Origin of the sequence: Halobellus rufus (genome assembly GCF_000739575.1) — an archaeon.
In the GTDB taxonomy this organism is placed as follows: Archaea; Halobacteriota; Halobacteria; order Halobacteriales; family Haloferacaceae; genus Haloquadratum; species Haloquadratum rufum.
Genome location: NZ_BBJO01000019.1, coordinates 26646 through 49999, shown reverse-complemented (window position 1 = coordinate 49999; position 23354 = coordinate 26646). Strand labels below are relative to the sequence as shown.

The following is a 23354-nucleotide window of genomic DNA, read 5'->3' as shown; positions in this document are numbered from 1 at the left end:
TGTCGAATCCGCCGTGTTTCTGGTCGATGGCGCTCAACACCTCCAAACTGCGCTGGCCAGAGCTTGGATCCGATTTCAAACCGAACGGACTGGAAATCGGAACGCCATCGAGCGAATCTTTCGAGAACTCAAACGCCGGACTTCCTCGTTCTCGAACTGTTTCAGCCACGTTCAGCCTAAAACCGCTGAAAATTGGATCCAAGCATTTGCCGCCTGGCTCAATGCTCCTAACTAAACACTACGGTTTCTGTACTACTGTAACTTTAAACGACCACACCAAGCGCTCAATGATCGAACGCCCGTTGAAGCTGCTAACTAGACAGTGCCGTTGCTATATATTCATAAACCGACGACCGCGCCTTGAAGCCGATAATTACGAATTTCTCGAGGATGGAGGTCCTGAGGCACAGGCTGGCTCGGTAACCGACCAACTCGTCAGTAGCGATGAGACCGTGGTCTGCTGAACGTGTGGGTTCTCCGTTGAACGTGAGTATGTCGAGTCCACCATCAAGCGGCTGAAGACTCTCCGCGCCGAAAGGGTCGAACAGCTCAACGACGTCGAAGGCGAACTCGACGAGCTCAAAAAAGCAAGAAGCTACCGAAAAACAGTGCCATTACGAAAAATCAGCGGAAATTATTAAAATCGAGGAGGAGATGGAGCACCGGAGCGACAATGTTGGCGCTATCAAAGAGACCCGCGAGGAACTAACCAATGAAATCAAAACCCTCGAGGCTGATGTTGATAACCTCGAATCTGCTTACTTCGATGAGATCCTCTCGCTCCACAAAGAAGCCAACCAAATGGAGTTCGAAATCGATATTCTCGAATCCGCACTTGACGAGGTAACCGAGGAAATCGAAGAAATCAAGGCTGATCTCAAACGGGCTGATGAACTCCACGACGAGCGTACCGAAATCGGAGACCGCTCACGGATCAACGGACGAAGATCGACCAGATCGAAGCCGAAGCTGTCGACCCCTTTAACGATCACAGAGAGTCGATCCTCGATCTATTGGATTATGAGAGCATCGAGCGACCTAGATTGAGCGCAATGGGGGCTGAAGACGGAGGGACTCAAACGCGATTCGAGCCGCACATCGTGCGGACAACTGATAGTGGCTCAGATTACGAGGATACGATCGATTATCTCTCCGTGGTGAACGCGGGGTTACTGGCCTCATCTTTGCCCTGGCGGGTTATCTTGTCCACGACCTCCACAGGACAATTCCGTTTATGATCTTGGACTCCTTGCAAACGATTGACTCCAATCGCATTGCCCAGCTTATCGAGTATTTTGCTGACTACGTGTCTTCCTCGTCGTCGCACTCCTCCCCGAGGACTCCTAGGCGCTTGACGATGATTTTACCCGCATCACCTCGATCTGAGTCCTTTTCTTAGGGATCCACTCAGGGATTGGTCAGTGTCGACTGACGTAGGGGAGGCCCGTGGTGCATCAAGCAGAACGGTCTCCAACAGCTGCCAGCTTCCTAAATCGATCGTTCGATGCTCTATACAGCAGGACATACCTGACGTTGGTATGATGATACAGACCAACGCTAACGACGAAGGAAAGTGTACCCGCCGATACCGATGATGAAGATCGCAACCCCGCTAATGAAAATGAGTACGCGGTAACCGATAGTCGGCGTCTCGAAGCCAACAACGGCCAGATAGGTGAACGCAACGGGCCCGATCGTTTGTCCTAGTCGCATAACGCTGGTCCGCATACCCATTGTACCCGCTCGTAGCCGGCTTGGAACAAGCGTCACGAGGGCCGTATCGGCCGAGGGCATCAGGAGGCCAAATGCGGCGCCGAGGATAAGCAGCGAGAGAGCAATGACGAACGGGGACGGCGCGACCGATAGTCCAAGTAAGCTGATCCCGAACGTGACGAACCCGAGCGAGAGGAGTTCCTCCGTGTTGCGCCACCGCGAGAGTCGGTCGTGCTGTGTCGAAACGATGGCGAGTGCGACTGCTGGGAGAGCCAATATAAATCCGATTTCGCCCGTGGTCAGGCGGAACTTATCATTCAACAGTAACGGTAACGCCGTCTGAGCAATCCCATAAAACATAAAAAACCCAATGAGTAATGCACCGAAGACCGCTACCGCCTGAGGGTGGACAAGGGCGCCACTGAGCTGAGAGAGGTACGTTCCGACATCTTCGGATACACTGGTTCCACTCGGCTCCGGGAGCGCTAACAGAGCCATCAACCCAACAACGATCCCGAAGCCGTAGAGGAGAAATGGCACTTTCCAGTGAATGCCGGCGAGCACGCCCCCGATCAGCGGGTACAGCGCCGCACCGGTCCCGGTCATACTCCCGTTGAGCCCGATAATCGCATCCCGTTGAGATCCCTCGTAGATATCACCGATCAACGTGACCGACAGGGACATAAGTGCGCCCGCTCCAATCCCTTGGAGAAAGCGAAGGAGAAGGAGAGTGGTGAAACTGGTAGTCAGCGTGATTCCGGCACCGGTTGCGCCGTAGACGAACAGAAGGGGGATGATCGTCCTTCGACGGCCGATTCGGTCGGCAATCAGCCCCATAAAAGGCGTTAGGAAGATTCCCGGGAGTGTGTACGCTGTGATCACGAGCCCGACCTGCGCGTCGGAGATTTCAAAGGCCCCTCTGATAGCCGGGAGAACTGGGCTGATGAGCGACACGCCCATAACGGCCATTAAGGAACAGGACAGAATAACGTAGAGCGTGCTCGCTCCCCACGGGATGATTGGAGGAGGCTCTACGTCGCTAGATGAGACGGCCATCGTGGTGGTGCAGCTATATCGAGAAAACATTTTTTGCGCTACCTTAATCTACTGATTCTTCAGCTACCCTAATCACGATGTCTCATTAAAAAGTGATCTCGTACTTCCGGTCTGCCGCAGACAGCTAGCATCTCAGCCACAAGGTTTCTACCAGAGGCCGTATATCCCTATGGAGATTTCCCATTAATGAGCGAGGGCATATCGAAAATCCCGTGTTTCTGAGTATGGGACTTGGATTTATTTTGGAAGGGGCCATTTCACTCGCGGCCATAGAAATGATCGCCCAAATTGGCCCACCGATTGTCCTTGGGGCGCTGTTCCTCGACATCGACACCTCATTTGGAACGCATCGGCTCTGATGGGATGGAAGCCTGCTAAGTCCCCAGCGTGCGTGAAGAGGTACTGGGGCGGTCAAAAGCCGATGATTCAACAGCGTCATAGAACGCGTGGCTCTGATTTGCCTACCTGGGAGTCGGACGATCTCGAGGTTGTTCGCGAGCGGCTCGGACGGATCAGTCGAGCTGCCGATGTCCTACGAACCTCCCGACGGAGATCGTCAATACGCTCAACGAGTCGTCTCCGGAGCGGCTCCGAGACGTTGCTACCTACGCCGAAGCGTTGGCCGAACACAAGGAACGCGAAGCTCGTCTTCAGGAGGAGACAGACGACGCCGACGTCGAGGAGCGACCCGATGACCTCCCGGACGGCGTGCCGGCGAAGGCGACGATCACGATCGAGGAGATCAACGACAACCGCTACTCCTACTGGCAGTGGCGAGAGGGGGACAAAATCCGCTCCCAGTATAAAGGATCAGTCAACCCTGACAAATAGCAAGGCGGCGTCAGGAGACCTATCGTTTTCTATCGACATTCCCCCCGTGTTCGAAGTGTAAATCAATAGCTGGCAGGAGAATGTAAGATGAAATCGGTTTCACATCGATGACGGGGGGTGGAGCCCATAAGTTACACTTCGATTCCGGGGAGTTCCTCCTTGAAGCGCTCAAGAACCTCGCTGAAGAACCGCCGGTACGTCTTCTGCTTGGGCGACTCCTCCTTCTCCTTGATCCCCTGGTCTCGTCGACGCCGATCACAGTCGGGACGAACATCTCGGCGTCGTCTTTCTCATAGTAGTCAAACTCGACGCAGTTGATCTTCAGGTCGTGGGCATCCCGCAGCCAGCGCGTCATCCGCCGGACGTCGTCGGTAATCGTGTACGCGACCAACATAAGCTGGGGCGACTGCAGCCCTTCGGTGAACTCCCGCTCGAAGTTGTCGATGTCGATATCAGCGAGGCAGAGTTCATCGTCGCTGTCGGACGTGGGATCGAGGAAGAGGAAAACCTCGAACTCATCGAGGGTTTAGTCGACGTCGTCGGTGCCACTCTCGCCGCGTCGCGACCGGTTGTAGACAACGGTTGGCTGCCGAAGGACCGCCAATTTGGGCAGTCCGGAAAGACTGTCACCCCTGAGATCTATCTGGCAATCGGGATCTCCGGCGCGGTCCAGCACGTAGCTGGGATGAAAAGTGCCGAGCGGATCGTCGCGATCAACGACGACCCCGACGCGCCGATCTTCGACATCGCCGACTACGCGATCGTCGGCGATCTCTTCGATGTCGTTCCTGAACTCACCGAAATCTTCGACTGAGTAGGGCCTGTTGGACGAACCTCGCCCGAGATACAACGGACTACTGACTCGATCGCTGCAATTCGAGTGACTATTCAACCCTCTCGATCTCGGTGAAATCGAAGCGTGCGCCTCTGGATCGTCCGGCCAGTGAACCGGTCCACTTGCGGTGGTCAACGACCTCGCCCCGACGATATGCCCAACGCCGACTATCGCGTCATCAAATGACGCGATTCACGCCCGACATAAACGACAGGGTTCTCTCGCTGCTCACAGATAGAGCAACTCTCTACGGAACGATGTGACGATTCATAGAGGTTCAAGGAGGAAACCTACGCTTTGGTCAGGGAGGAATCCGATATAGTGAGACTCGGCCTTGTTGAAACCCTTGCTGACAAACACGACAGGTGAGTAGTGGAGAGGAGATGGATGCTCTCCCGAAGTCACGGCTCCTTCGATTCGTTGAGCGGGCTCTGGTGTTGGCTCGCCGTGCTGTCACACGGTTTTCGACTCGCTATTCCCGCAAGCGGTTCACGCTCCGGCAACACGTTGTCCTGCTCTGTCTCAAGGTGAAAAAGACAACCACGTACCGCGACCTTGTCGATGAACTTATCGAGATGCCCCGCATTCGTGACGCGCTCGATCTCGATTCGATCCCTGCTCCCTCGACACTTTGCAAAGCCTTCGACCGCTTAGAGATGGCCATCTGGCGAGTGTTACTGAACGTCTCGCTCGCGGACTTGCCGCTGAACGGTGTCACCGGCATCGATGCGTCCGGGTTTGAGCGAGCGCATGCCTCAACACACTACACAAAGCGAACGAACCTCACCATCCAGCAGTTGAAGACAACGCTATTGGTCGATACAGCGACCAACGCCGTTCTCGATATTCACGTGACGACAACGCGAAAGCACGATACGCAAATTGGGCCACAGATAGTCAAACGGAACGCAGAGTCCATCGCCGTCTTGACTGCTGACAAGGGATATGATGACCAGAAGCTCCGGCAGCTCGCCAGCAACCACAATATTCGACCACTTATCAAGCATCGTGAGTTCACCTCACTCCACAAAGCGTGGAATGCACGGCTGGACAGCGATCTCTACCATCGGCGGAACATGAATGAGACAGTCAACGCAGCGATCAAACAGAAGTTCGGTGCATTCGTGCGGTCACGCCTTTGGTGGAAGCAGTTCCGGGAACTCGTCATCAAGTGTGTCGTTCACAACCTCGAACGAGAGCTTGCAATTGCATCCGAGGAGGGCGAATGTAAGTGATTCCGAGAGGGACGGGTTGCTGAATACAGAGCGTGAGTTCAGCATTCTGTTACCCATCATTAGAGTAATCAAGTTCCGGTTCCTGTGGCCAGTATGAGCGAAGAACAGGCACGCATTCTCGGTATCATCAGCATTATTCTGATCCTGTCCGCTTTGAGTTATACCGTTCTCTCGTTCGCTGGAATCGTGTGATCAGTCTGACCGACTCGCGCCCTGTATTCAGCACGCCTACTGAAACCTATCATCGACTGAGGGTTTCAACAGGGCCGAATCCCCAGAACCTGTAGACCGTCAAACTCAGCGACTTCCCCGGATATCTCCCTTGCGTACTCCAATTCCTCGGTTCGCTCGACTACAGCTTCATAATTCGAATACTCGTCGTGGTTTCCCTCTATCGTGAAAGACGTGATCTCTAGTCCTTCTAAGTACTCCAGTAGCTCGATGAACTCGGAGGTATGCTCCTCGCTGTTCATGCCGTCGTTGATCACATCTCCTGCAAACAGAACCAGTGAGGGATCCTCATCTGAGATCTCGGTTTTCAGTGTTTCCAAGGTATCCGTGTCGGAGATTTCCCACAGGATATCGCTGATACAGAGAATCGACATTGGAAGGTACTAACTGATGTTTCAGATTCAGCTCTCTAATTCTTTTACCTGGTACGTGGTCAAGCCCGGTGGAGTCTGACCGTCTACTCTAATTTGAGATGTATCCTGTGAGCTTGGTATCCTTGTGTTCCGGGTTCTCTGTTTCTTCTGCTCGTTCAATCATTTCCCGGGTTACCTCATCCTCAAGCTCTTCCTCAGACCTACCCTGGTCCTGCTGCATCTGTTCGTAGAGCTCTGTTTTCGGCGTAGCTTTCTCCATGAGGGATTTGAATCCGGATCCAAGTCCTTCGTTTTCGTCTGTAGTTATCAATGCTTGTGTCACCTGTACAGGAGTATATACCAAAACCTGTTTATATATGCTAGATAGAGTGATCCCTCTACGGGAAGCGGTGTTTCTGTTGCTACGGATTATACTAATGAGATGAGTTCGAATACGTTCAGAACTTTCTCAGAGGTCTGGGAGAATGATGCAGGTTACTCCAGAACCGATCTTGGATGTGTACCTGGCGAGACATACTTCAACTACAACGTTACAATGCCGTGCACATTTGATCCGGTAATTCCGCCTGGTGGCTTCTGTCCAATATACGGATGTACATATTACTAGAGGTAGTCGCGAGAAAGATAAGAGAAAAGAGGATTTAGTAACTAACTCGCTGCTTCCAGTTCGTCATAGACTTGGCCGAAGTTGTCGTACTGACCTGCTTCGTCTTGCCAGACCTCGTTGACTAGTGAATCGTCTTCTACTTCGTAGACTGCGAAGCCGCCATCGAAGAATCCGCTGTAATCATCGTCTTGATCAGCAGTATCGAAGATGTAGTTTCCATCTCTTCTCCGCACATCCTCTATCACGCTTGCAAGATTCCATACATCTTCAAAATCAGCATCGTTACTATTGTATTCGAACAGTGTGCGGCTCAACTGCTCTGTCATTCCCGTCGTCATCGAATAATTGTGTTCGGGGTCTACCTGTTTGTTTCTAGGAGTAGGACCAGAAGCTATATTTCTGACCGTGTTTGCAGCACCCTCTTTTGCTTCCATGAAATCTGATGCTTGGCCGCTCATACGTCGATCAGTATGGAATAGTAGCGGGTGGTAGCGACTTTCTCCGCTTGGTCCTTCTCCCTGTATTACGCTCCATTCTTCTATTGGTGCGTGCATTTGTCGGGAGTCTTCTCCGTTACCTTCATCGGTATTGAAGTTGAAGTTCCTGAGAGTATCATCGTCTGGAGAATATAGAAGACCTGTCGGGTCGTTTATATCCTCTCTAGTACGGCTACCCATCGTTGTAGCCCAGGCAAGTACATCGAAGTCATGATGTCTCTTGTAGGCTTCTCTTATTACCGCTGCAGTTTCCTCTACTGTATCGGGTGTTCTGTTTGCTTGTTCCCATGTGATTGCTACGGCTAGATTATGTCCGTAGTCAAGTGAGTCTGCGACTGTTTCTGCGTTCAGCCATCCTTCTGCATCGTACTGTGATGGTGCTTCAGTGTCGTGCCGTGCGAAGAAGCCGCCTGTTTTGGCGTCTGTGAATAAGTCCTCGTCTACGTATGCCTGCACCATCTGCTCCATAGGGTTCTCTGGATTGTCGTTCGCCATTAGGTCGAACGTAGCGTCTCGGTACAGTTTCAAGCCTTCAAAGTCGACTGTTTGATTATCTGTATCTCTATCAGTGGAAAAATCGAATGCAGGATGGTTCTGAACGACTCCGCCGACGCTTTCCTCAACGTACTGGCCCAGCCGGCTACGGATTTCGTTATTCCGGCCAGGTGCCATATCCCAGCGATAATTGGCCGGTCTGTCGACTTCTGAGTCGTCCGCTGTCTCCTCTACAGTCGTCGTTTCGTCGGCCTGTGACGCTGTCTCTGTGGCGGTGTCAGTTGCTGTGCCGGTTGGTGAACCTGTTTTAGTCCCATCATCTGCGTTGTTCGAACAGCCTGCCAGCGTCACTGGCAACCCGACAGCGAGCCCGGTCCGAAGGAAGTTCCGCCGTCTCATCAGTTACAGCCTAGTTACAATTCACCTCCAATAGAACTACTGAAAGAGCAACGCAATTACACCAAAATTCCGATAGGGTCGCCAGCTACGGACGGGTCAGTCGTCGGCGGGTGTCGCCCCTGTTGGTCCCCGCCCCGCAGCCGAAGCATCCTGGGTCAGAGTGGCGTACAGCATAATCAACATCGAAACGATGAGGCAGATCCCCCAGAGGAATGCAGTCGGCATCAGGAAGGTCAGGCTAGCACCTTCTCCGAGCCAGACGACACCGGGAATCCCCCACTGGCCGGCGATGAACATACCCGTCACTGCCGTCCGTAGTCTCCCTGTGACTCCGATCGCGGGAAGGGCGAATCCCATCACGATCGCAAGGATCGAAATCACACCCAGATGGGCATGGCCGCCGATCATCCAGCCGGGGACGCCATTCCCTCCGGCCAACAGAGTGAACTGGTACAGTCCGACGACCATCATCGTTGCAAGACCGAGGAACCCGCTTGCTTTGAGTGCTTTTGTCATATACACTGTCGGCAACATATTCGACCGTGTTAAACATTGGTGCTTAGCTGCGTGTGATTTGGCAACTTCAGGCTTGACCGACTCCTTGTTCGCTTCACGGCAACGCCGCCATGGCTATTCTTGATCTAACGGATTACCTACCGATTTTACCGCTGCATAATGACTATTGTCAGGGTGGGAGCACCTACCGGCTAGCGCACCGGTGCTGTTGAATCCGCTCTGGGAGTCCGACCTTCCCGCAGATGGGACACTCTCGCAGCGGTGTCGGCGGCAGGTCGTTCCAGGCGTCCAGCGCAGCCGCTAACTGTGCTTCCACGATTGGCGAGTCGGTCGTGCGACGGGCTTCGCGAAGGTGAATGCGAAGCCGCTCTCGGGCCGTGAGTGTCGTGTCATCAGACATTTGTGCTCGGGGGACACGTTTTGGTGTGCCCTCCGCCCCTCCAAGGGGGAAACAAACAGATTCCGTCGCGACAGCGGTCTTGTCTCTGGATATACCACTCCCAAAGCTGTGACTCCGGTTGTGGCTGCCGGCCGACTGGAGGGAGGCCGGGAGCGGAGGGTGGGGCGGTGGGGCTTGGGGTGGTCCGGTGCTCACTAAAACAAGAGGTGTCCCCATTTGGCCCGCTCGTGGGGCCACCGCGCGATACAGCTACTTGGGAGGGTGTTCCATTCCCCAGAGATCCTCGAAGTACTCGAGTGTGTATTTCCCTCGACTGCCGCCCTTATACGAGTTGAACCGATCGACGTAGTACATCACCTCAAGAAAGCCTTCTTTCTCGTGATGGACGCCCTGGTCCATCCGGGGCAGAATCTCGTCGAGGAGGAGATCAACCTGTTCGCGTTTTACAATGAACTGATCGCGGAGCGGGGTCAGGAGCGTCCGCGTATTGCTGATACCCTGCACGCCCCAAATGTACTGATCGCTCCGGTTCTCATTGGATTCGAGACTCGACACATGACAGTTCACGCCGTGAGCATCACAGTACGCACAAAGCGCCTCCATCAGGTGGTCACGATACGTTTCGGTGACCTCGATCTGCGGCTGAAGTCGATGATCGACTCGATACTCACTATTCTGGTCTACTTTCACGCCAATCCATCCTTCTGCGTCGAGAGTTCCAGTCAACTGTTCGTGGGTGATTCGGAGCATTGGTGCAAGTTCAAAGCCGGTACTGTACCGCTCTCGGTCGGCAATTGAGATACGGATACAGCCCTCGCCGTCGAAGAAGCCAGTGAACCACGCATCGAAATCGTGGGTCTCGGGTGAACTATTTGACATCGCGATGCGCCCATCGGCGGCGCAGATAAACTCTCAGTACTACGCATTGGACGAGAGGAGGTACAAACTCACCTTCTCCCCTACACCACGGTCGTGGCTGCGCGCGCAGCGAAGCGAGCACGGAGCGGTGGGTGGGGCGGTGGGGTCTGGGTTGGTCCGGCACACAGCAAAAAAGAGGGCAGCGTCAGCTGGCTATTCTTCCCACCACCGACCGCGCTCCGGGAACTCGATCCGGGACCACCCGGTCAGCGCGATTGAGCACCGGCCTTCGTACCAGTTCTTGGCTGCCGCCCGGAACCGGACCGTTTCGCCTTCCTGCACGACCGTCTGGTTACTCTTGTTCCAAACGGTGAACTTGATTTTCCCGCTGTCATCCGCTATCAGGCCCACTTGTTGGATGCTCGTCGATGAAGGCTCCCAGAGCGTCTCGATGGTTCCTTCGACCGTCACCTCACCGACCGGAACGTCCGGCACGTCCGCGATGGGCACGATCGCCCCCGGCGCCGCCTTCAGTTCCTCGAGCGTCTCCAGCACCGCCTTCGTGACGTCCCGACCGCGCGCCACCTTCTCGGCCAGCTGCTTCGCGACGACCGCTCTCGACCAGCCGCCCTGCACCTCGTCGCTGATCCGCATCGCCTGCGTGTTCACCGCTCCGAGTTCTTCCTGCGTTAGCTTCTCTCGGGGATCCGTGCGCTCCACCGGTTCGGGCTCGTCACGGCCACACTGCTCGACGACGACCTCCCGCGTCCGCTCCGCCCGACCGTCTTGGCCACCGAGTTCCGCCTGGGCACTGATGTGCTCCAGCTCGGCTTCCCGCGCCTGAATGCGCTCTTCCTGTTCGAGGGTGACACCGTGAATCCGGTCCCCGCTCGTGTCCGCGATCCCGTCCGGGTGGTTCGCATCCACCTTCGCCTGCGTCTCCTGCTCGACCGTCGCCTCGAACTCCGGCGTCTCGTCGACGACCGGGAAGCCCTCTTCATCGACCGCCTGCTCGCCCGCGTTCTCGAATGCCTGTTCATCGACCGAAACGACCTTTCCGCTAGCGTTGTTACTAGACATTGGAATCGACCTGATTCCGAAGGCGCTCACGCGCCGACACCGCGATGCTCCAACATCGCGGTTTTCCGACGACAACGACCGACAGAACCATCTGCGCGCTCTCGCTCGCGCCTTCGCGAGCGCCCTACCGGGCGCGAGCGAGAGCGCGCCTCAGGAAGGTCACCCAACCAGCACCGCGCGCCGACCCGCCCGGAGCGAGCGGCCAGCGCATTCCCCGTTCGCCGCGACGCAACCACGTCCGTCGCGGTCGGCGTCGCCGAGGTCCGCAGGACCCGAACGGGTGAAGCGCTGGCGTCGAGACCATATTCACTTTAGCCCGGCAGTCCGCCCGCTACCGCAGGCAGACCGCCCGGAATGGTCGGTCGCGAGCGACGCGGAGGGCGGCAGCGGCGAGCGGTGCGAGCCGTAGAGTACCACACCAACCAGCCGCGAGAAACTACTGCCGGCTCAATAAACCGCAGCTGAGGCGTTCGTTGAACCACCGAATCTCGGCCAAACAACGCCCAAGAAAAGTTGTACTGAAAGCGCTAGCAGCTGGAAAAGCGAGCGACCAGCGGATCGACATCCACTCCGCGTACACGGAGCGTCCGCTCGCTGGTGTCACGGCGACACCACGGCGGCACCTTGCGGGTTTGTGCGCTATTCGTTGGGAGCCACCGTGGCTCCCTCGACAGGGTACCACTGGTGGTCGTCCCACTGGAACCGCACGGGCCGTGCCGTCGGCCTGACCTCGGTGTTCGTTGCCTGTTCGAGCAGTGTCTGCGACGCGACGAGATCGGCGTGGCCCTCGAAGCCACACGGACACGTCAGCGTCTCGCGATGCCGTCGGGTCTGTTCGCGCTCGCCGCACTCCGGACACGTCTGAGAAGTCCACGCTTCGGAGAGTGAGGCCACCTCGATCCCGTACTCCTCACAGACGTTCGCAAGCTGGTCGAGACACTGCCGATGCGCCCAGAAGGTGCGGGCTTTGAGGTTCGCCTCGACCGACCAGTACTCGCCAAGGACACCGGTGAGGTCGCCGTGATAGAGGATTTCGACACCGTCCTCGTGGAGTCGCTCGACCAGATCTCGAAGGAGCGCGTTCACGGCGTGGTCGCGCCGGCGGGACCGCTTCCGATAGAGCCGCTGAATTCGGTTGCTGGTCTGCTGTCCATCCGGCAGCTTCGCCTTGGCGTCGGCGATGCGCTCGGTGGTTTCGCGGAACTGCCGGAACGGTTCCTGGCCGCTGTACCAATACTGGTCGCCGGTCGTCGTCGTACACGCTACGAGGACGTTCGCACCGATATCGAGTGCGGCGGCGTCCGTCCCAGTCGGCGTCGCCTGCCCGCTTTCGGGGACCGTCACTGGCTGGTGGGCGCGATACGTCTCATCGATGTCGTCGTAGGTGAGGTGGAGGCGACCCTGATCACCCTGCCAGTGTGGGTCGCCTCGAATCGCAACCTGAAGCCGTTCGGAACGCCCAAAACCATACTCGTCTTTGAGCTGACTGCCGATAGGAACCTCAAGCCGGGAGCGCTCGCTCCACCTGATCGTGTAGGCGTCGTTGCGGATGTAGGTCCGCAGGTCACGCCCGTCGGCTTGGTTCCCCCAGTAGCCGGGGGGACTGACCTCCTGGTCGGCCTCTTCGACCGTCTCGAAGAACGACCGCTAGGCGGTGTCGTTGATGCGGGTGACCTGCTGAGTCGTCGCCGATCCAAGCACGTCGACGTACTCGTCGTAGTAATCCGCACCGTCCCAGATACTCTCGCCGGCGAAGAACTGTTGCCGGCGCTCGTAGGTGAGCTGATTCCAGAGGCTCGCTGACGCATCGAGGAGGCGTCGGAGGATGGTGTCAGCCTGTTCCGATTGGGGAACGACCTCGAAGGTGTTAGTCCGCCTCATCGGTCGGACGCACACCACATTCGCGGCACGTAGCCAAGCTGTTCGATGTCGTCCGCGTAGTCCCGAAGAAGCCCAATCAGGACGATTTCCGGAACACCGTTCTCGGCCTGTTCGACTAGCCACTCCTCCAGGTCGACTTCGGCCTCTTCGATCTCGTTCAGTTCGACCGCCATCGGTCATCGCGCCTCCGTCTGTCGGTACACCAGTCGCTGTGTGTGGTGTTGCATCTCGAATCACCTGTGCTGTGCAGGCACGACCGAACGCGCCTGCACCCTTTGCAGGCGCTCAAAAACCACATCAGCGAGGAGTACACCACCCACGAGGCACGTCGCCTCTCTGGATGAGGGACAAACAGGCGTTTGAGCGACCACAAGACCATTAGCTGTACTGAACAACAGAACAGATATGCGCCGTCGTACGGTCCTCGCCACGACAGGTGGAATCCTCACGGGCGGCCTGGCTGGCTGTCTGGCTAGTCCGGGCAGTGGAACCGATAATCAGGGGGACCAAACGCCGTCGACTGACGACTCCATCCCCGCAGGGACATGGCCCCAGATTGGCTACGACGCCCGGAATACACGGCACACACCGGAAGTGCGTGGTCCCCGTGACGATGCGACGATTGCGTGGGAACAGCTTGGCGACCGGCCGGTGTATCCGCCAGTCGTCGACGACGCTCTCTATCTGACTGAGGCATGGACTGATGGAACAGCGTTCGCGCTGGCGTCGGATGACGGGGCAGAGCAATGGTCGAACAGTGACCTCCCTCCGATGCGCTGGGCCCCGGCGCTTCACGAGAACCGGCTGCTCGTCATCACCCGCACGGAGGAGAACGTGGTTCGGCTCCACGCGCTGGATCGCACGACTGGTGAGCAGGAGTGGATCCTGAAGGACGGAATCACCGCATCAAGCGGCGAACGGCCGCCGATCGGCCCGACGGTCAGAGGTGATTCAGTCTATATCGGGTCAAATAGAGGGATTATCGCGTGCGATGCAACGACAGGAGACATCGAGTGGACGGCCCCACTCGGCCCACACGTCGTCGAGACTGACGATGGGCCAACGTGGCGCACTGACTGGGCGAAACCAGCAGTAACCGCGAATCTTGCGTTCACATTCGATATGAACGAGAGCTACCGAGCGACGCGGGAGGTGTATGCGGTGAACACGCAGTCCGGTGACCGGGAGTGGACTGCCAAACTGAATGTTGGTGATGACTGGGGGCTCAAAGGACACGTCGTCGCTGGCGCGAATCGTGTCTTCGTCTCCGCGTTGAAGCCGCACGTCTCCGCTGGATTGGATGACTCACCGTGGTCGGGGGCAGAACGGCTATTCGCCCTCGAGACTACCTCAGGTGAGGTTGCGTGGGACTGGACGCTCCCGAAGAAGACGCTCAGCCCGCCCGCATACGCAGACGGGACGCTGTACGTGGGCGAGTGGTATCCTGATGCCGATACTGGGCGGTTGCATGCACTCGATGTGAGTGACGGGAGCAACATCTGGACGTACGAGACCGAAAAGGGAGCGGTCCTCTCGCCGACTGTCGCAGGGGATACGGTGTACATCAGTCAGGGTGAGGAGCTTGCAGCTGTCGCACGGGCAGACGGGACACGTCGATGGCGACTGGACATTGGAGAGCGGAGTGGCCCACCGGTTGTCGTTGGGGATACGGCGTATATCCAGACGAACCCGGGGCATAATTACGAGAGCCGACTGCTCGCGGTTCGTGAGCCGTAATTTTGGCGAGTAGACGCGGGCGGTGCGGAGAGCGGCGAGCGGGGCGGACCGGTACGATCCACCGATCCAACCGATGGAGGGTGCTGACTCCACACTAGCCTCCAGGGCAGGACTGAAAGGGGCCGGACGCTCGACGTGCCCCGACGACGCAAGCACCGAAGGCACGAGGCGCGCAGCGAGTCGCGGTCGTCGAGCGCTCGGGGGCTTTCGAAATGACGTCAACTGACGCTACCAGCTGGTTGGTTCTCCAGAAGGTGATTGACCGGAATGTCGGAGCGTTTCGGCGGTCACCCGAAGCTTATGTCGGCTCCTGCAAAATCATGCAGTATGTCCTTACTGCCCTCCACCGACGATGTGTCTGCGACACAGGAGGGAGAGATCCAAGTTCTCGGCGTTGATGAAGAGGGGACGGCAGATGTGTTTGAGGCCCTTGCGTCGGACACAGCACGACGTGTCCTGACAGCCATTTACGACGAGCCTGCGCCACCGTCTGGACTCGCGAAGCGGCTCGATATGTCGGTCCAGAACGTCTCCTATCATCTGGACAACCTCGAGGATGCAGGTGTCGTGCAGGTAACTGACACACGGTACTCCGAGAAAGGCAAGGAGATGGAGGTGTATGCGCCAGCCGACGACCCGGTTGTCGTCTTCGTCGGCACGGAGACACGCAAGACTGGATTTATTGACCTCCTCAAGCGTCTCATCGGCGCGACGGGCCTGCTTCTCCTTGGATCAGTCCTACTCTATATCTACCGCGGGTTTGGTCTCGGTGTGGGCGGCGGTAATGAATCAGGGATTCAGTCACTGCTGTCAGTTCCTGGATTTGAGTTCCTTCTCGGTGGGCTTTTCATCCTCGGCCTAGTCGTGTTCTGGTGGCAGTGGAATCGATAGGAGGACTCCCCAGTATCCGTCAAAACCAATTTTGAACCAAGCGGGGGGTTATGCCTTGGCTTGAACAAAGAGCGAGTATGATACGCTCATCAGGGGTGACGTGGTGAATGACACTCCCGACAGGGTTACTCCCCGTTCTCGCGTTCGTCATCACCGTGGGGATCTCGGGTCCAGTCGCCGTTACAACGCTTCTGGCCTCCCGAACGGAAACGCCGCCGATCAGGAGGGTACTCCGACTAGCGGTCCTTGAGGCCAGTCTGCTCTATCTCGTCGGCGTCACCGTCGTTTGGGCAATCGCTGGAGGCGGATTAGACCCGGAACTGTGGGAAATTCCGGCGACGCTTGTGATCACGGGAGTCGGTTCACTGCTGATCCTAACGGCGCTTCCGCTGGCAGTCGGTCAAAAGGTCATCCACCACTGGCGGCATATCGAGCCGGAAGCAGCGCTTCGAGACACGGTAGCCGGCTGGCCGATCGCTATGCTCGTCACCTTTGGAACCTTCATTGCTCCTGGCGGACTCGCTCAGGGGACGCTCTTCGATCTTCAAGGGCCGACAGTCTGTCTGGTGGGATTCTGTGAAATCAGCTCCCAACTGGCGGGTGCGATCTTCGTAGAGATACTCCTTGCCGTGTTCGGTCCTGGGCTTATTGGGTTGGTTCTGTCCTCCCGTCGGCAGGAGGGCGGGGAGTCACATCCGGTTCGGTAGCAAATAACCGCGAATACGGATCGACTTTTCTCATACTGGAATGGTCGGTCGCGAGCGACGCGGAGGGCGGCAGCGGCGAGCGGGGCGGGCCGCTACGTACACACCTGTCCAGCCGGCTACATCGCTCGGTGAGCCATCTACAGTCCTGGTGGACTCAGAAAGGGCGAGGCCGACTCGGCCGTCCCCCGACCCCGCAAGCACCGCAGCCACGAGGCGCGCAGCGGCGGTCGCGGGACGTCGAGCGGCCGAGGGCTTTCGAGAACAATCGGTATCTTCCCTGTTCTGGGCGTTATTCGGTGTCAGCGTCGGACTCGTCCTCGACGATGACCTCCACGCCCCCCGGCGAGACATCGAGCGGGATCCCCTCGACGGTGAACTGAACAGTGATGGTCTCATCGGCGGAGGCGAGCAGCTGTTCGAGCGCACCGGGGTCGACGTAATCGTGGAGCTGGTAGGAATCGTCCTCGAGCCCACACGCTTCGAGTGTCTCGATGATCTCAACGAGGAGGTCACTCGATCCATCCGAACTGCTGGTGGACGGGGAATGCATCTGTACGCTCGGAGGTTAGGGTGGCGGGCGTTTAAAACGTTAGGAGTCAACCACAGAAGCGATACGCTCTGCTACTTGACTTAGCGCGTTTGGGATAGCGTCGGCGCAACCAGAAGCGATTATGCGCTTTGACGCCGACTGGATGTCTCGCGCTGATGACCGCATTCTGGAGCATCTCTCTGAGGACGGCCCTGACACCCCGAAGGAAATGGCGGACAGCGATCGCGTGCGCTTCTCCCGGCAACACATCAACGCTCGCTGCAAGACGCTGGTCACCTATGGCCTTCTCGTCCACCTCGGCAACGGCGTCTACGACATCACTCGTCAGGGAGAGCAGTATCTCGCCGCGAGATCGACGCACGTGACCTCGAAGCTGAATGAACCCCGCTGGCGAAAAATCTAGATCAAAAACCAGCTAGTCGCCAGTGCCGATCGACTTCGCAGCCGGTATCCTGAAAGAAGGACGGTTCACTCGTCTTCAAGTGCTGCGTAGATCTCCGCGTGACGGCGTCCGTCGAGCTTCCCCATCTCGAGGGCGATATCGTGACGTTCGGCGTCGCTCTCGGCCGCCTGATACCGCTCGTAGAGCTGGCGGACTTCGTCGTCGACCGCCGTCGCGGAATCGGTGCTGGACGCCATTGTTCTGTTGAACATACTCTGTGTGTCCCTTTATCAGTTGCGACGAGCACATGCCCGGAAGTAGATAACTGCAGTATCCGTGTCGACCGCGGCTTCGTTGGTTGCGAAGCGGTGCAAGAGGGCCCGAATTTCATCGCCGTAGTCGAACGTGTACCCGTTCAACATATAGAAAACCACCACTGTTCGGAGCGCCGTTCGTTTGTTTCCATCGACGAACGGATGCTCTGCAACCAGCAGCCGCATCAGGTGTACCGCTTTGTCGTGGATCGTCTCGGGTACCTCCCCGAAGAATCCCTCCGAAATGTACTGCAACGCGGAGCCAATCGCGTCCTCTGATCGAACTCCTGGTTCTGTGGTGTTGCCTTCCGCCACGATTTGTTCGTGGAGATCCAGAATAAGTTCGACAGAGGGATACGCGAGATCGTCAGTCACGTACCCAACTTTCTCACGCCGCCCGTTAACCGTTTCTCAACCATCGAGATCAGGACTTCTCATCGGTAGCGCGAGGTGGCCCATTATCGGTTGTCTCCGTCAGCGGTGTCGACGATCGTCAGCGGAGACGTCCCCGTCGATGTCCAACTCGTCGAGTCCCGCTCCTGCCTCCTCGATGTCGTATTGCTCGTAGACGAGGGGCCGAAGCGCCTGGAGGATCATCTCCGCGGCCAGCGGGGAGATGTCGAGGTCGTCGGCCATCAGCCGGTGGGTCACCTCGCCGCGTTCGCGGGCGACGGCGTAGGTGAGCGCGGTCGCGAGGCCGGCGACGCCGTGCCGGTCGATGTACGTGTCGATATCGGCGTCCGTCTCACGGCGGCCGACGGCGTCGATGAGCGCCGGCGTGATCGTGTACTCGCGGTCGCCAGCAGCCGTGGTCACGGTCAGGTCGATCTCTCGGGCGGCGTATCGCCGGGGCTGTTCGTCGTCGGTGACGTCGACGACGCCGGCGTCGACGAGCCGGTTGACGTAGCTGTAGGCTGTCCCCTGGGCGAGTTCGAGGTCGTCCATTACGTCCTGGACGGTCGCTTCCCTCTCCCGGGCGAGGTAGGCGTACAGCTGGGCGAGCTGTGGCTCCTCGAGGAGATCCGCGACCGAGAGGAAGTCCTGGACGATGTCGCCGTCGGCGCGGTTTGAGGTGCGTGACACGGGTCGCTCTTGATTACAGATTACAGCGAAACCGTAAAGAGTGTTGGGTCACTCCGCCGGCGTCGCGACGAGATGCTCCTCGAGATCGCGCGTCCAGTACGTCGCGAGACCACCTAGACTGCAGCGGGCGCACAGCTGCAACGGGCCTTCCAGATGCCCCAGTTCGACCCGGAAGCGCGTGAGCGCTGCGAGCGTATCGACGACCAGCCCACAGCCGTCACAGGCGACGTGATCGCGCTCGTCGGGATTCGGCCGCGTCTGAATCGCACAGTCGACGCAGATCGGGTGAGTGACCCGCTCGTCTTGCCCCCAGGTGTGCGCCTCGCCAGTCTCGGTACCGGGCGGGGCGTCGCAGAACGCACAGCCAACGAGGGTCTGCTGCATCACTCGTCCTCCCCGTCGACGTCGCGGCCGGCCGTCCTTCTGGGTGCGGTACCCCTTCTGGAACTTGAGGAGGTCGTCGCTGACGTTCTTCCGCTCGCTCTTCTCGACCTCGATGGCGATGCGGGCGTCGGCGTCGTAGAGATCGACGCTGTAGTTAAACCCCTGATGCGCCCAGAGCTTACAGTTCGGGTTGTAGCCGCCGGCGGCGTCCCCTTCGTACTCGTACTGCGGGAGTCCGTCGGCGATTGCGGCATCGAAGCCGCCGACCTCCGTGTGTTTCGTCGAGCCGTCGAAAACGCTGGTCGGGACAGCCTCGACGGCCGCCCGAATCGACGCTAGCGACTCATCCGGAAACGCCTCGGACGAGGTTTGGGTGCGGCGTTCGCTCAGTTTGGTGACCTCCTCGACGACGACCATACTCGCTCTCGAGGAGTAGCGGCCCGATAAACCCCGTCGCGACCGCTGTTCGAGTCGCCCGTCCGCCAGGATACACTTACTCGAGGTACAGGGCGGTGGGTGGGGGCGAGGAGGTGGATCCAGCCCCAGAGTTAACCAACACAGTGCCGGTACCGGTCGGGTTGGTCTTTTCAGCTGGAATGCGACATCGAGTTCTTCGACCGGGCTGGCCGTGTTCGGCAGGACGGGGGTCTGTCGTGGGTGTCTCGTTGTGACCTGAAAAGACCAAGGAATGTTGGTTAAGTCTAGTCGCTACGGTGTCTGGAGCTCTCGAACTGGCTTCACGACGAAAGTGTCTGACTCGTTGGCTGCTCCTTCATCTGCCTGTTCAGCCGGTCGCGTGAGCTGGGTGATCAGTTCGTCGCGAACGGTTCGTCGAGGGACGGTGGTCTCGTGCCAGCCCAGTCGGTCATCGAAGTGCCGTTTCTGGAACTGCTCGCCGACGTCGTCGCCGGCGACGTACTGCGTCCGCGTCGACCGCCCGACCTGTCGGGAGACAAAGACGGCGCCTACGGCCTCGTGCGTGAGTTCGACGAGAGCACACTCCACGAGCGCGACGACGGACGCGTGATCCCGGTCGGTCGGAACCGTCACTTCGAGGTCTGCCCACGGGGCTTGACCGTCGGGAGTACTTGTTGCTCGATGCGCTGCTCGTGTCTTGCTGCGTTGGTCCGAAGCCATCGTCAATCGGGGGCACGTGATGCGCCCCGCCACCCCCTGGCGGGGGCGACAGACACCACCGACACACACCCGGTCAACCTATGCGCTACATCTGATACTTCTGTAGTTCCGCTACCCCTGTGACGGCCCCTCGGCCCGAGAGAGCCGGCGGCCTTCGCACACTGCATATCGCCTCTTTCTTTGGACGAAAACCGCGATATGCAAGACGCCATGACGGACTCTAATCGAAGAAGAACCCCGTCGGGCCGATTTGAGGCGGTAGAAAATACCGCGACGGATTCACGAATAGTTCTTGAAGTACAGAATTTGCTCGACGAAGGGGCTATGAAGGTGATTTCGGCGGTATCTGAATTTTTCTGAGTTACTGCTCCATCTATTCTCCCCCTTCGAGGAACTCCATCTCAGTACCCTGAGTCGCGAGACCCCTCAAAACAAGAGATTCTGTCCGTATTAGGTGCTGAAATTGCTCGACGGCCAACTGGGAGGTCGTTTTGGCACGCTCTACAAATTCAGTAAATTATTTTGATAGATGGCCGTCTCTGACAGTCATTCGCTGGGTAGCTGTCTACAAACCCCACTAAACTATGGAGACTCATTTACTTGTAGGTAGGTAATGAACACCCTTCCATCCAATATCCGGGTCCTCCACGTCGACGACGAGCCGGATCTCACTGAGCTTACTGCGATGTTTCTCAGCCGAGAGGATGATCGCTTTGTTGTCGAGTCTGAAACGAATGTGAGTGACGGGTTGGAAGCCTTTTCAGCTGGGGAGTTTCATTGCATTGTCTCGGATTATGAAATGCCCGGGCAGACTGGTCTCGACTTTCTCACAGCGGTTCGAGAAGCCCATCCCCGAATACCCTTCATTCTATATACAGGGAAAGGTAGCGAAGACGTCGCAAGTGATGCGATTTCTGCGGGTGTTACTGAGTACCTCCAAAAGGAAGCGGGATCCAGCCAGTACACAATTCTCGCGAATCGGATCAAGAACGCCGTCGCTAGCTACACTGCACAGGAGACCATCCGAGAGACTGAACAGCGATTCTCGGAACTTGCGGAGAACTCGGACGACATCCTGTTTAGCGTTACTGCGGATTGGGACGAATTGCTTTTCATCAATTCTGCATTCGAGGAGATCTGGGGTATCCCTATTGAGACACTTGAGGACACGCCGGATGCATTTCTCACCCACGTACACGAGCAAGACCGTGAGAAAGCACTCTCGTCGATGGAGAAGCTATCGAACGGAACGCCTGATGAGATCGAGTATCGTGTAGTGCATCCCGAACAGGGCGTCCGGTGGGTGCGCGGACAGAGCAAACCGATCTTCGACGACGAGGGATCCGTCGTCAGGATCGTGGGCTATGTCCAAGATATCACGGCGTACAAGGAGGACCACGGACTTCGCGTCATCGAAACTGCGACTGAGGGGATCAGTCTGGTCGAACCAGATGGAACGTTCTCGTACGTGAACCCTGCATTTGCTACGCTCTTCGGCTATGAACGGTCCGAACTCGTCGGACGGTCGTGGAAAATCCTCTATCACAACGAGGAAGCGGACCGACTCGAACACAGCATCCTCCCAGAGGTGTCGAAGCTTGGATACTGGAGCGGTGAGACCGTCCGTCTCACGAAGCAGGGGGACCGGCTCGTTACGGACCATCGATTGGCGAAAACGGAAAATGGGAGCATTGTCTGTACGGCTCGAGACCTCAGCGGAGAGCGGTCAACGGCGGCCCATCCCGGAGAGTTCTATCACCTTTTCGAGAACGCAGACGAGAAGGCCTTCTACACACTCGACCACGAGGGCTACGTGACCCGGTGGAACGACAACGCTAGGGATGTCCTAGGCTATTCGATCGGGGACGGCCTCGGGATACATCTCGGAACACTGCTCTCGTCAGACGGGCCTGATAGACGGCGAGCCGATGACCTCATCGAATCTGCTCGCATTGATGGCGACGTAACGACAGACGTAGAATGGCGCCAGCGCGACGGGAGTACGTTCACAGCGCCCGCGACGATCATTGCCAGTTACACTTCAGAAGGGACAATCCGAGGTTTTGGAGTAATGGTCACTCCAGCGGAAACGGGTTCGCTGCCTGCGTAGCAATCAATCAGCGAGATCGACACCGGTGAATTCGAAGCGTGCCCCCCCGGATTCTTCCTCGGTCAGTTCGACCGACCAACTGTGGTGATTGGCGATTCGACTGACGATGGTCAGTCCAACGCCGTTCCCCCCGTACCCCGTTGAAAAGCCGTGTTCGAAGACGGTTTCGCGCTTCTCTTCGGGGATTCCCGTTCCCGTGTCTTCGATATAGAAGCCGTCCTCGAGCGGCCCAACCCGCACCGTCACCTCGTTCCCACCGTGCCCGATTGCGTTTCGGAATAGATTCTCGAAGAGCGCCTGCAACTGACCGTGGTCTGCTTTTATCGAGTGATCAGAGACAGTCAGGGTTGCGCTGCGGGTCTCGATCATCTCCCACGCATCGTGGGCGACCGCATGCAGCGAGACGTTCTCAATGGTGTCCGTCATCTCGTTTGATTGCACAAGTGTCAGAAGGTCCTGTGTGAGTTCGTCGAGGCGGGTGAGTGTCTCTTCGACTTTCGTAAGATGGTCGGGATCGCCGGTCTCTTGGTACAACTGCAAATGGCCGGTGGCGATTGAAAGTGGGTTCTGAAGATCGTGTGAGACCATACTCGCAAACTGATCCAGACGCTCGTTCTGCTCCTGTAGTGAATCGGCAGTCTCGCGCTCCTGCGTCACGTCCTGTGTAGCGAGGACACCATACGCCTCGTCATCGACCTTCGCGGGTTTGGTCTCGATGTGATGGATGCGGTCGTCATACTCGATATCGAAGGAGCGTGCGTTTCCCTGAAGCGTCGCACGTAATTCTGGCTCGAGACGACGGGCTGTCTGTTCTGGGAATAGTTCGTGAATTGAGTGTCCAATAAGCTCGGTAGCGTTCGCATTAGAGAATGGCAATACATCGGGGCCCACAGCCCGATATCGGAGATCATCATCGAAGAGAACAAGAACGCCATTCGGGAAGTTCTGTACAAGCGCTTCTATGGCACTCTGACTGGGGGATGTTTGTGATGTGGAGTCACGCATTTGGATAGTTGGATACTTCGCGTGCCGATCTGAATAACCTTCCGTG

The 23354-nt window shown here is 57.6% G+C and carries 22 protein-coding genes and 5 pseudogenes; 10 read left to right on the top strand and 17 right to left on the bottom strand.

Annotation, left to right across the window (positions count from 1 at the left end):
* Positions 1-235 (top strand): annotated as a pseudogene (locus tag ACP99_RS19155) (IS6 family transposase); the annotation flags it as partial.
* 419 nt (positions 236-654) lie between these two features.
* Positions 655-1047 (top strand): hypothetical protein, encoded by a 393-nt coding sequence (locus ACP99_RS09175; RefSeq protein WP_049986314.1) that lies wholly within the window; start codon positions 655-657, stop codon positions 1045-1047.
* Positions 1048-1557: 510 nt separating this feature from the next.
* Here the strand turns inward: ACP99_RS09175 and ACP99_RS09170 are convergent.
* Positions 1558-2769 carry an MFS transporter gene (locus ACP99_RS09170; protein ID WP_081927341.1) on the bottom strand — a complete coding sequence of 404 codons (1212 nt, stop codon included), beginning with the start codon at positions 2767-2769 and terminating at the stop codon, positions 1558-1560.
* A 552-nt stretch (positions 2770-3321) separates the two neighbouring features.
* On the opposite strand from ACP99_RS09170, the gene ACP99_RS09165 reads away from it, so the two are divergent.
* From ACP99_RS09165 to ACP99_RS09150, 3 genes and pseudogenes are all read left to right on the top strand, one after another.
* Complete coding sequence (locus ACP99_RS09165; RefSeq protein WP_049986312.1) at positions 3322-3600, top strand: hypothetical protein; 279 nt, start codon at positions 3322-3324, stop codon at positions 3598-3600.
* Positions 3601-4042: 442 nt separating this feature from the next.
* Positions 4043-4414 (top strand): annotated as a pseudogene (locus ACP99_RS09155) (electron transfer flavoprotein subunit alpha/FixB family protein); the annotation flags it as partial.
* Between the two features lie 404 nt (positions 4415-4818).
* A complete protein-coding gene (locus ACP99_RS09150) occupies positions 4819-5670 on the top strand; it encodes an IS5 family transposase (protein ID WP_049986310.1) in 852 nt (283 codons plus the stop codon).
* A gap of 257 nt (positions 5671-5927) precedes the next feature.
* Here ACP99_RS09150 and ACP99_RS09145 read toward each other — a convergent pair whose 3' ends face one another.
* The 8 genes and pseudogenes from ACP99_RS09145 to ACP99_RS20505 form a co-directional block, all read right to left on the bottom strand.
* Positions 5928-6275 carry a metallophosphoesterase gene (locus tag ACP99_RS09145; protein ID WP_049986309.1) on the bottom strand — a complete coding sequence of 116 codons (348 nt, stop codon included), beginning with the start codon at positions 6273-6275 and terminating at the stop codon, positions 5928-5930.
* 88 nt (positions 6276-6363) lie between these two features.
* Positions 6364-6597 (bottom strand): hypothetical protein, encoded by a 234-nt coding sequence (locus ACP99_RS19930; RefSeq protein ID WP_156105638.1) that lies wholly within the window; start codon positions 6595-6597, stop codon positions 6364-6366.
* A 326-nt stretch (positions 6598-6923) separates the two neighbouring features.
* The gene (locus ACP99_RS19925; protein WP_156105637.1) at positions 6924-8225 is read right to left on the bottom strand and encodes a hypothetical protein; all 1302 of its coding nucleotides are present in this window, start codon (positions 8223-8225) and stop codon (positions 6924-6926) included.
* A gap of 144 nt (positions 8226-8369) precedes the next feature.
* Positions 8370-8789 (bottom strand): hypothetical protein, encoded by a 420-nt coding sequence (locus ACP99_RS09135; protein ID WP_081927349.1) that lies wholly within the window; start codon positions 8787-8789, stop codon positions 8370-8372.
* Positions 8790-9438: 649 nt separating this feature from the next.
* Positions 9439-10068 carry a hypothetical protein gene (locus ACP99_RS09130; protein ID WP_049986307.1) on the bottom strand — a complete coding sequence of 210 codons (630 nt, stop codon included), beginning with the start codon at positions 10066-10068 and terminating at the stop codon, positions 9439-9441.
* A 192-nt stretch (positions 10069-10260) separates the two neighbouring features.
* Complete coding sequence (locus ACP99_RS09125) at positions 10261-11127, bottom strand: DNA-binding protein (protein WP_049986306.1); 867 nt, start codon at positions 11125-11127, stop codon at positions 10261-10263.
* 639 nt (positions 11128-11766) lie between these two features.
* Positions 11767-13008, bottom strand: a pseudogene (locus ACP99_RS09120) (RNA-guided endonuclease InsQ/TnpB family protein).
* Complete coding sequence (locus ACP99_RS20505) at positions 13005-13181, bottom strand: hypothetical protein (protein WP_197052413.1); 177 nt, start codon at positions 13179-13181, stop codon at positions 13005-13007. The pseudogene ACP99_RS09120 and the gene ACP99_RS20505 overlap by 4 nt, the downstream one beginning before the upstream one ends.
* 232 nt (positions 13182-13413) lie before the next feature.
* Here ACP99_RS20505 and ACP99_RS09115 point away from each other — a divergent pair, with 232 nt between their 5' ends.
* The 3 genes from ACP99_RS09115 (at position 13414) to ACP99_RS09105 (ending at position 16343) form a co-directional block, all read left to right on the top strand.
* Positions 13414-14745 carry an outer membrane protein assembly factor BamB family protein gene (locus ACP99_RS09115; protein ID WP_231554260.1) on the top strand — a complete coding sequence of 444 codons (1332 nt, stop codon included), beginning with the start codon at positions 13414-13416 and terminating at the stop codon, positions 14743-14745.
* Between the two features lie 327 nt (positions 14746-15072).
* The gene (locus ACP99_RS09110; protein ID WP_049986305.1) at positions 15073-15636 is read left to right on the top strand and encodes an ArsR/SmtB family transcription factor; all 564 of its coding nucleotides are present in this window, start codon (positions 15073-15075) and stop codon (positions 15634-15636) included.
* Positions 15637-15743: 107 nt separating this feature from the next.
* On the top strand, positions 15744-16343 hold the full coding sequence (locus tag ACP99_RS09105; protein WP_049986304.1) for a hypothetical protein: 600 nt from the start codon (positions 15744-15746) through the stop codon (positions 16341-16343).
* A 289-nt stretch (positions 16344-16632) separates the two neighbouring features.
* Here the strand turns inward: ACP99_RS09105 and ACP99_RS09100 are convergent, their stop codons facing one another.
* Positions 16633-16893 carry a HalOD1 output domain-containing protein gene (locus ACP99_RS09100; protein ID WP_049986303.1) on the bottom strand — a complete coding sequence of 87 codons (261 nt, stop codon included), beginning with the start codon at positions 16891-16893 and terminating at the stop codon, positions 16633-16635.
* Positions 16894-17014: 121 nt separating this feature from the next.
* Between ACP99_RS09100 and ACP99_RS09095 the strand changes: the two are divergent.
* Positions 17015-17274, top strand: a pseudogene (locus tag ACP99_RS09095) (MarR family transcriptional regulator).
* Positions 17275-17361: 87 nt separating this feature from the next.
* Here ACP99_RS09095 and ACP99_RS09090 read toward each other — a convergent pair.
* The 6 genes and pseudogenes from ACP99_RS09090 to ACP99_RS09065 all read right to left on the bottom strand — a co-directional run bounded on the left by ACP99_RS09090 (position 17362) and on the right by ACP99_RS09065 (position 20193).
* Entirely contained in the window at positions 17362-17547 is a 186-nt protein-coding gene (locus ACP99_RS09090) for a hypothetical protein (protein WP_049986302.1), read from the bottom strand.
* Positions 17548-17565: 18 nt separating this feature from the next.
* A complete protein-coding gene (locus ACP99_RS09085; RefSeq protein ID WP_049986301.1) occupies positions 17566-17964 on the bottom strand; it encodes a type II toxin-antitoxin system death-on-curing family toxin in 399 nt (132 codons plus the stop codon).
* Positions 17965-18063: 99 nt separating this feature from the next.
* A complete protein-coding gene (locus ACP99_RS09080; protein WP_049986300.1) occupies positions 18064-18672 on the bottom strand; it encodes a DUF7437 domain-containing protein in 609 nt (202 codons plus the stop codon).
* A 48-nt stretch (positions 18673-18720) separates the two neighbouring features.
* A complete protein-coding gene (locus tag ACP99_RS09075; protein ID WP_049986316.1) occupies positions 18721-19056 on the bottom strand; it encodes a DUF7558 family protein in 336 nt (111 codons plus the stop codon).
* Positions 19036-19473 (bottom strand): annotated as a pseudogene (locus tag ACP99_RS09070) (hypothetical protein); the annotation flags it as partial. The pseudogene ACP99_RS09070 and the gene ACP99_RS09075, both read right to left, overlap by 21 nt.
* A 291-nt stretch (positions 19474-19764) precedes the next feature.
* Complete coding sequence (locus ACP99_RS09065) at positions 19765-20193, bottom strand: hypothetical protein (RefSeq protein ID WP_049986299.1); 429 nt, start codon at positions 20191-20193, stop codon at positions 19765-19767.
* A 613-nt stretch (positions 20194-20806) separates the two neighbouring features.
* Here ACP99_RS09065 and ACP99_RS09060 point away from each other — a divergent pair.
* Positions 20807-22303 carry a PAS domain-containing response regulator gene (locus ACP99_RS09060; protein ID WP_081927335.1) on the top strand — a complete coding sequence of 499 codons (1497 nt, stop codon included), beginning with the start codon at positions 20807-20809 and terminating at the stop codon, positions 22301-22303.
* Positions 22304-22306: 3 nt separating this feature from the next.
* Here the strand turns inward: ACP99_RS09060 and ACP99_RS09055 are convergent, their stop codons facing one another.
* Positions 22307-23308 carry a sensor histidine kinase gene (locus ACP99_RS09055; RefSeq protein ID WP_081927333.1) on the bottom strand — a complete coding sequence of 334 codons (1002 nt, stop codon included), beginning with the start codon at positions 23306-23308 and terminating at the stop codon, positions 22307-22309.
* Positions 23309-23354 lie beyond the last annotated feature (46 nt).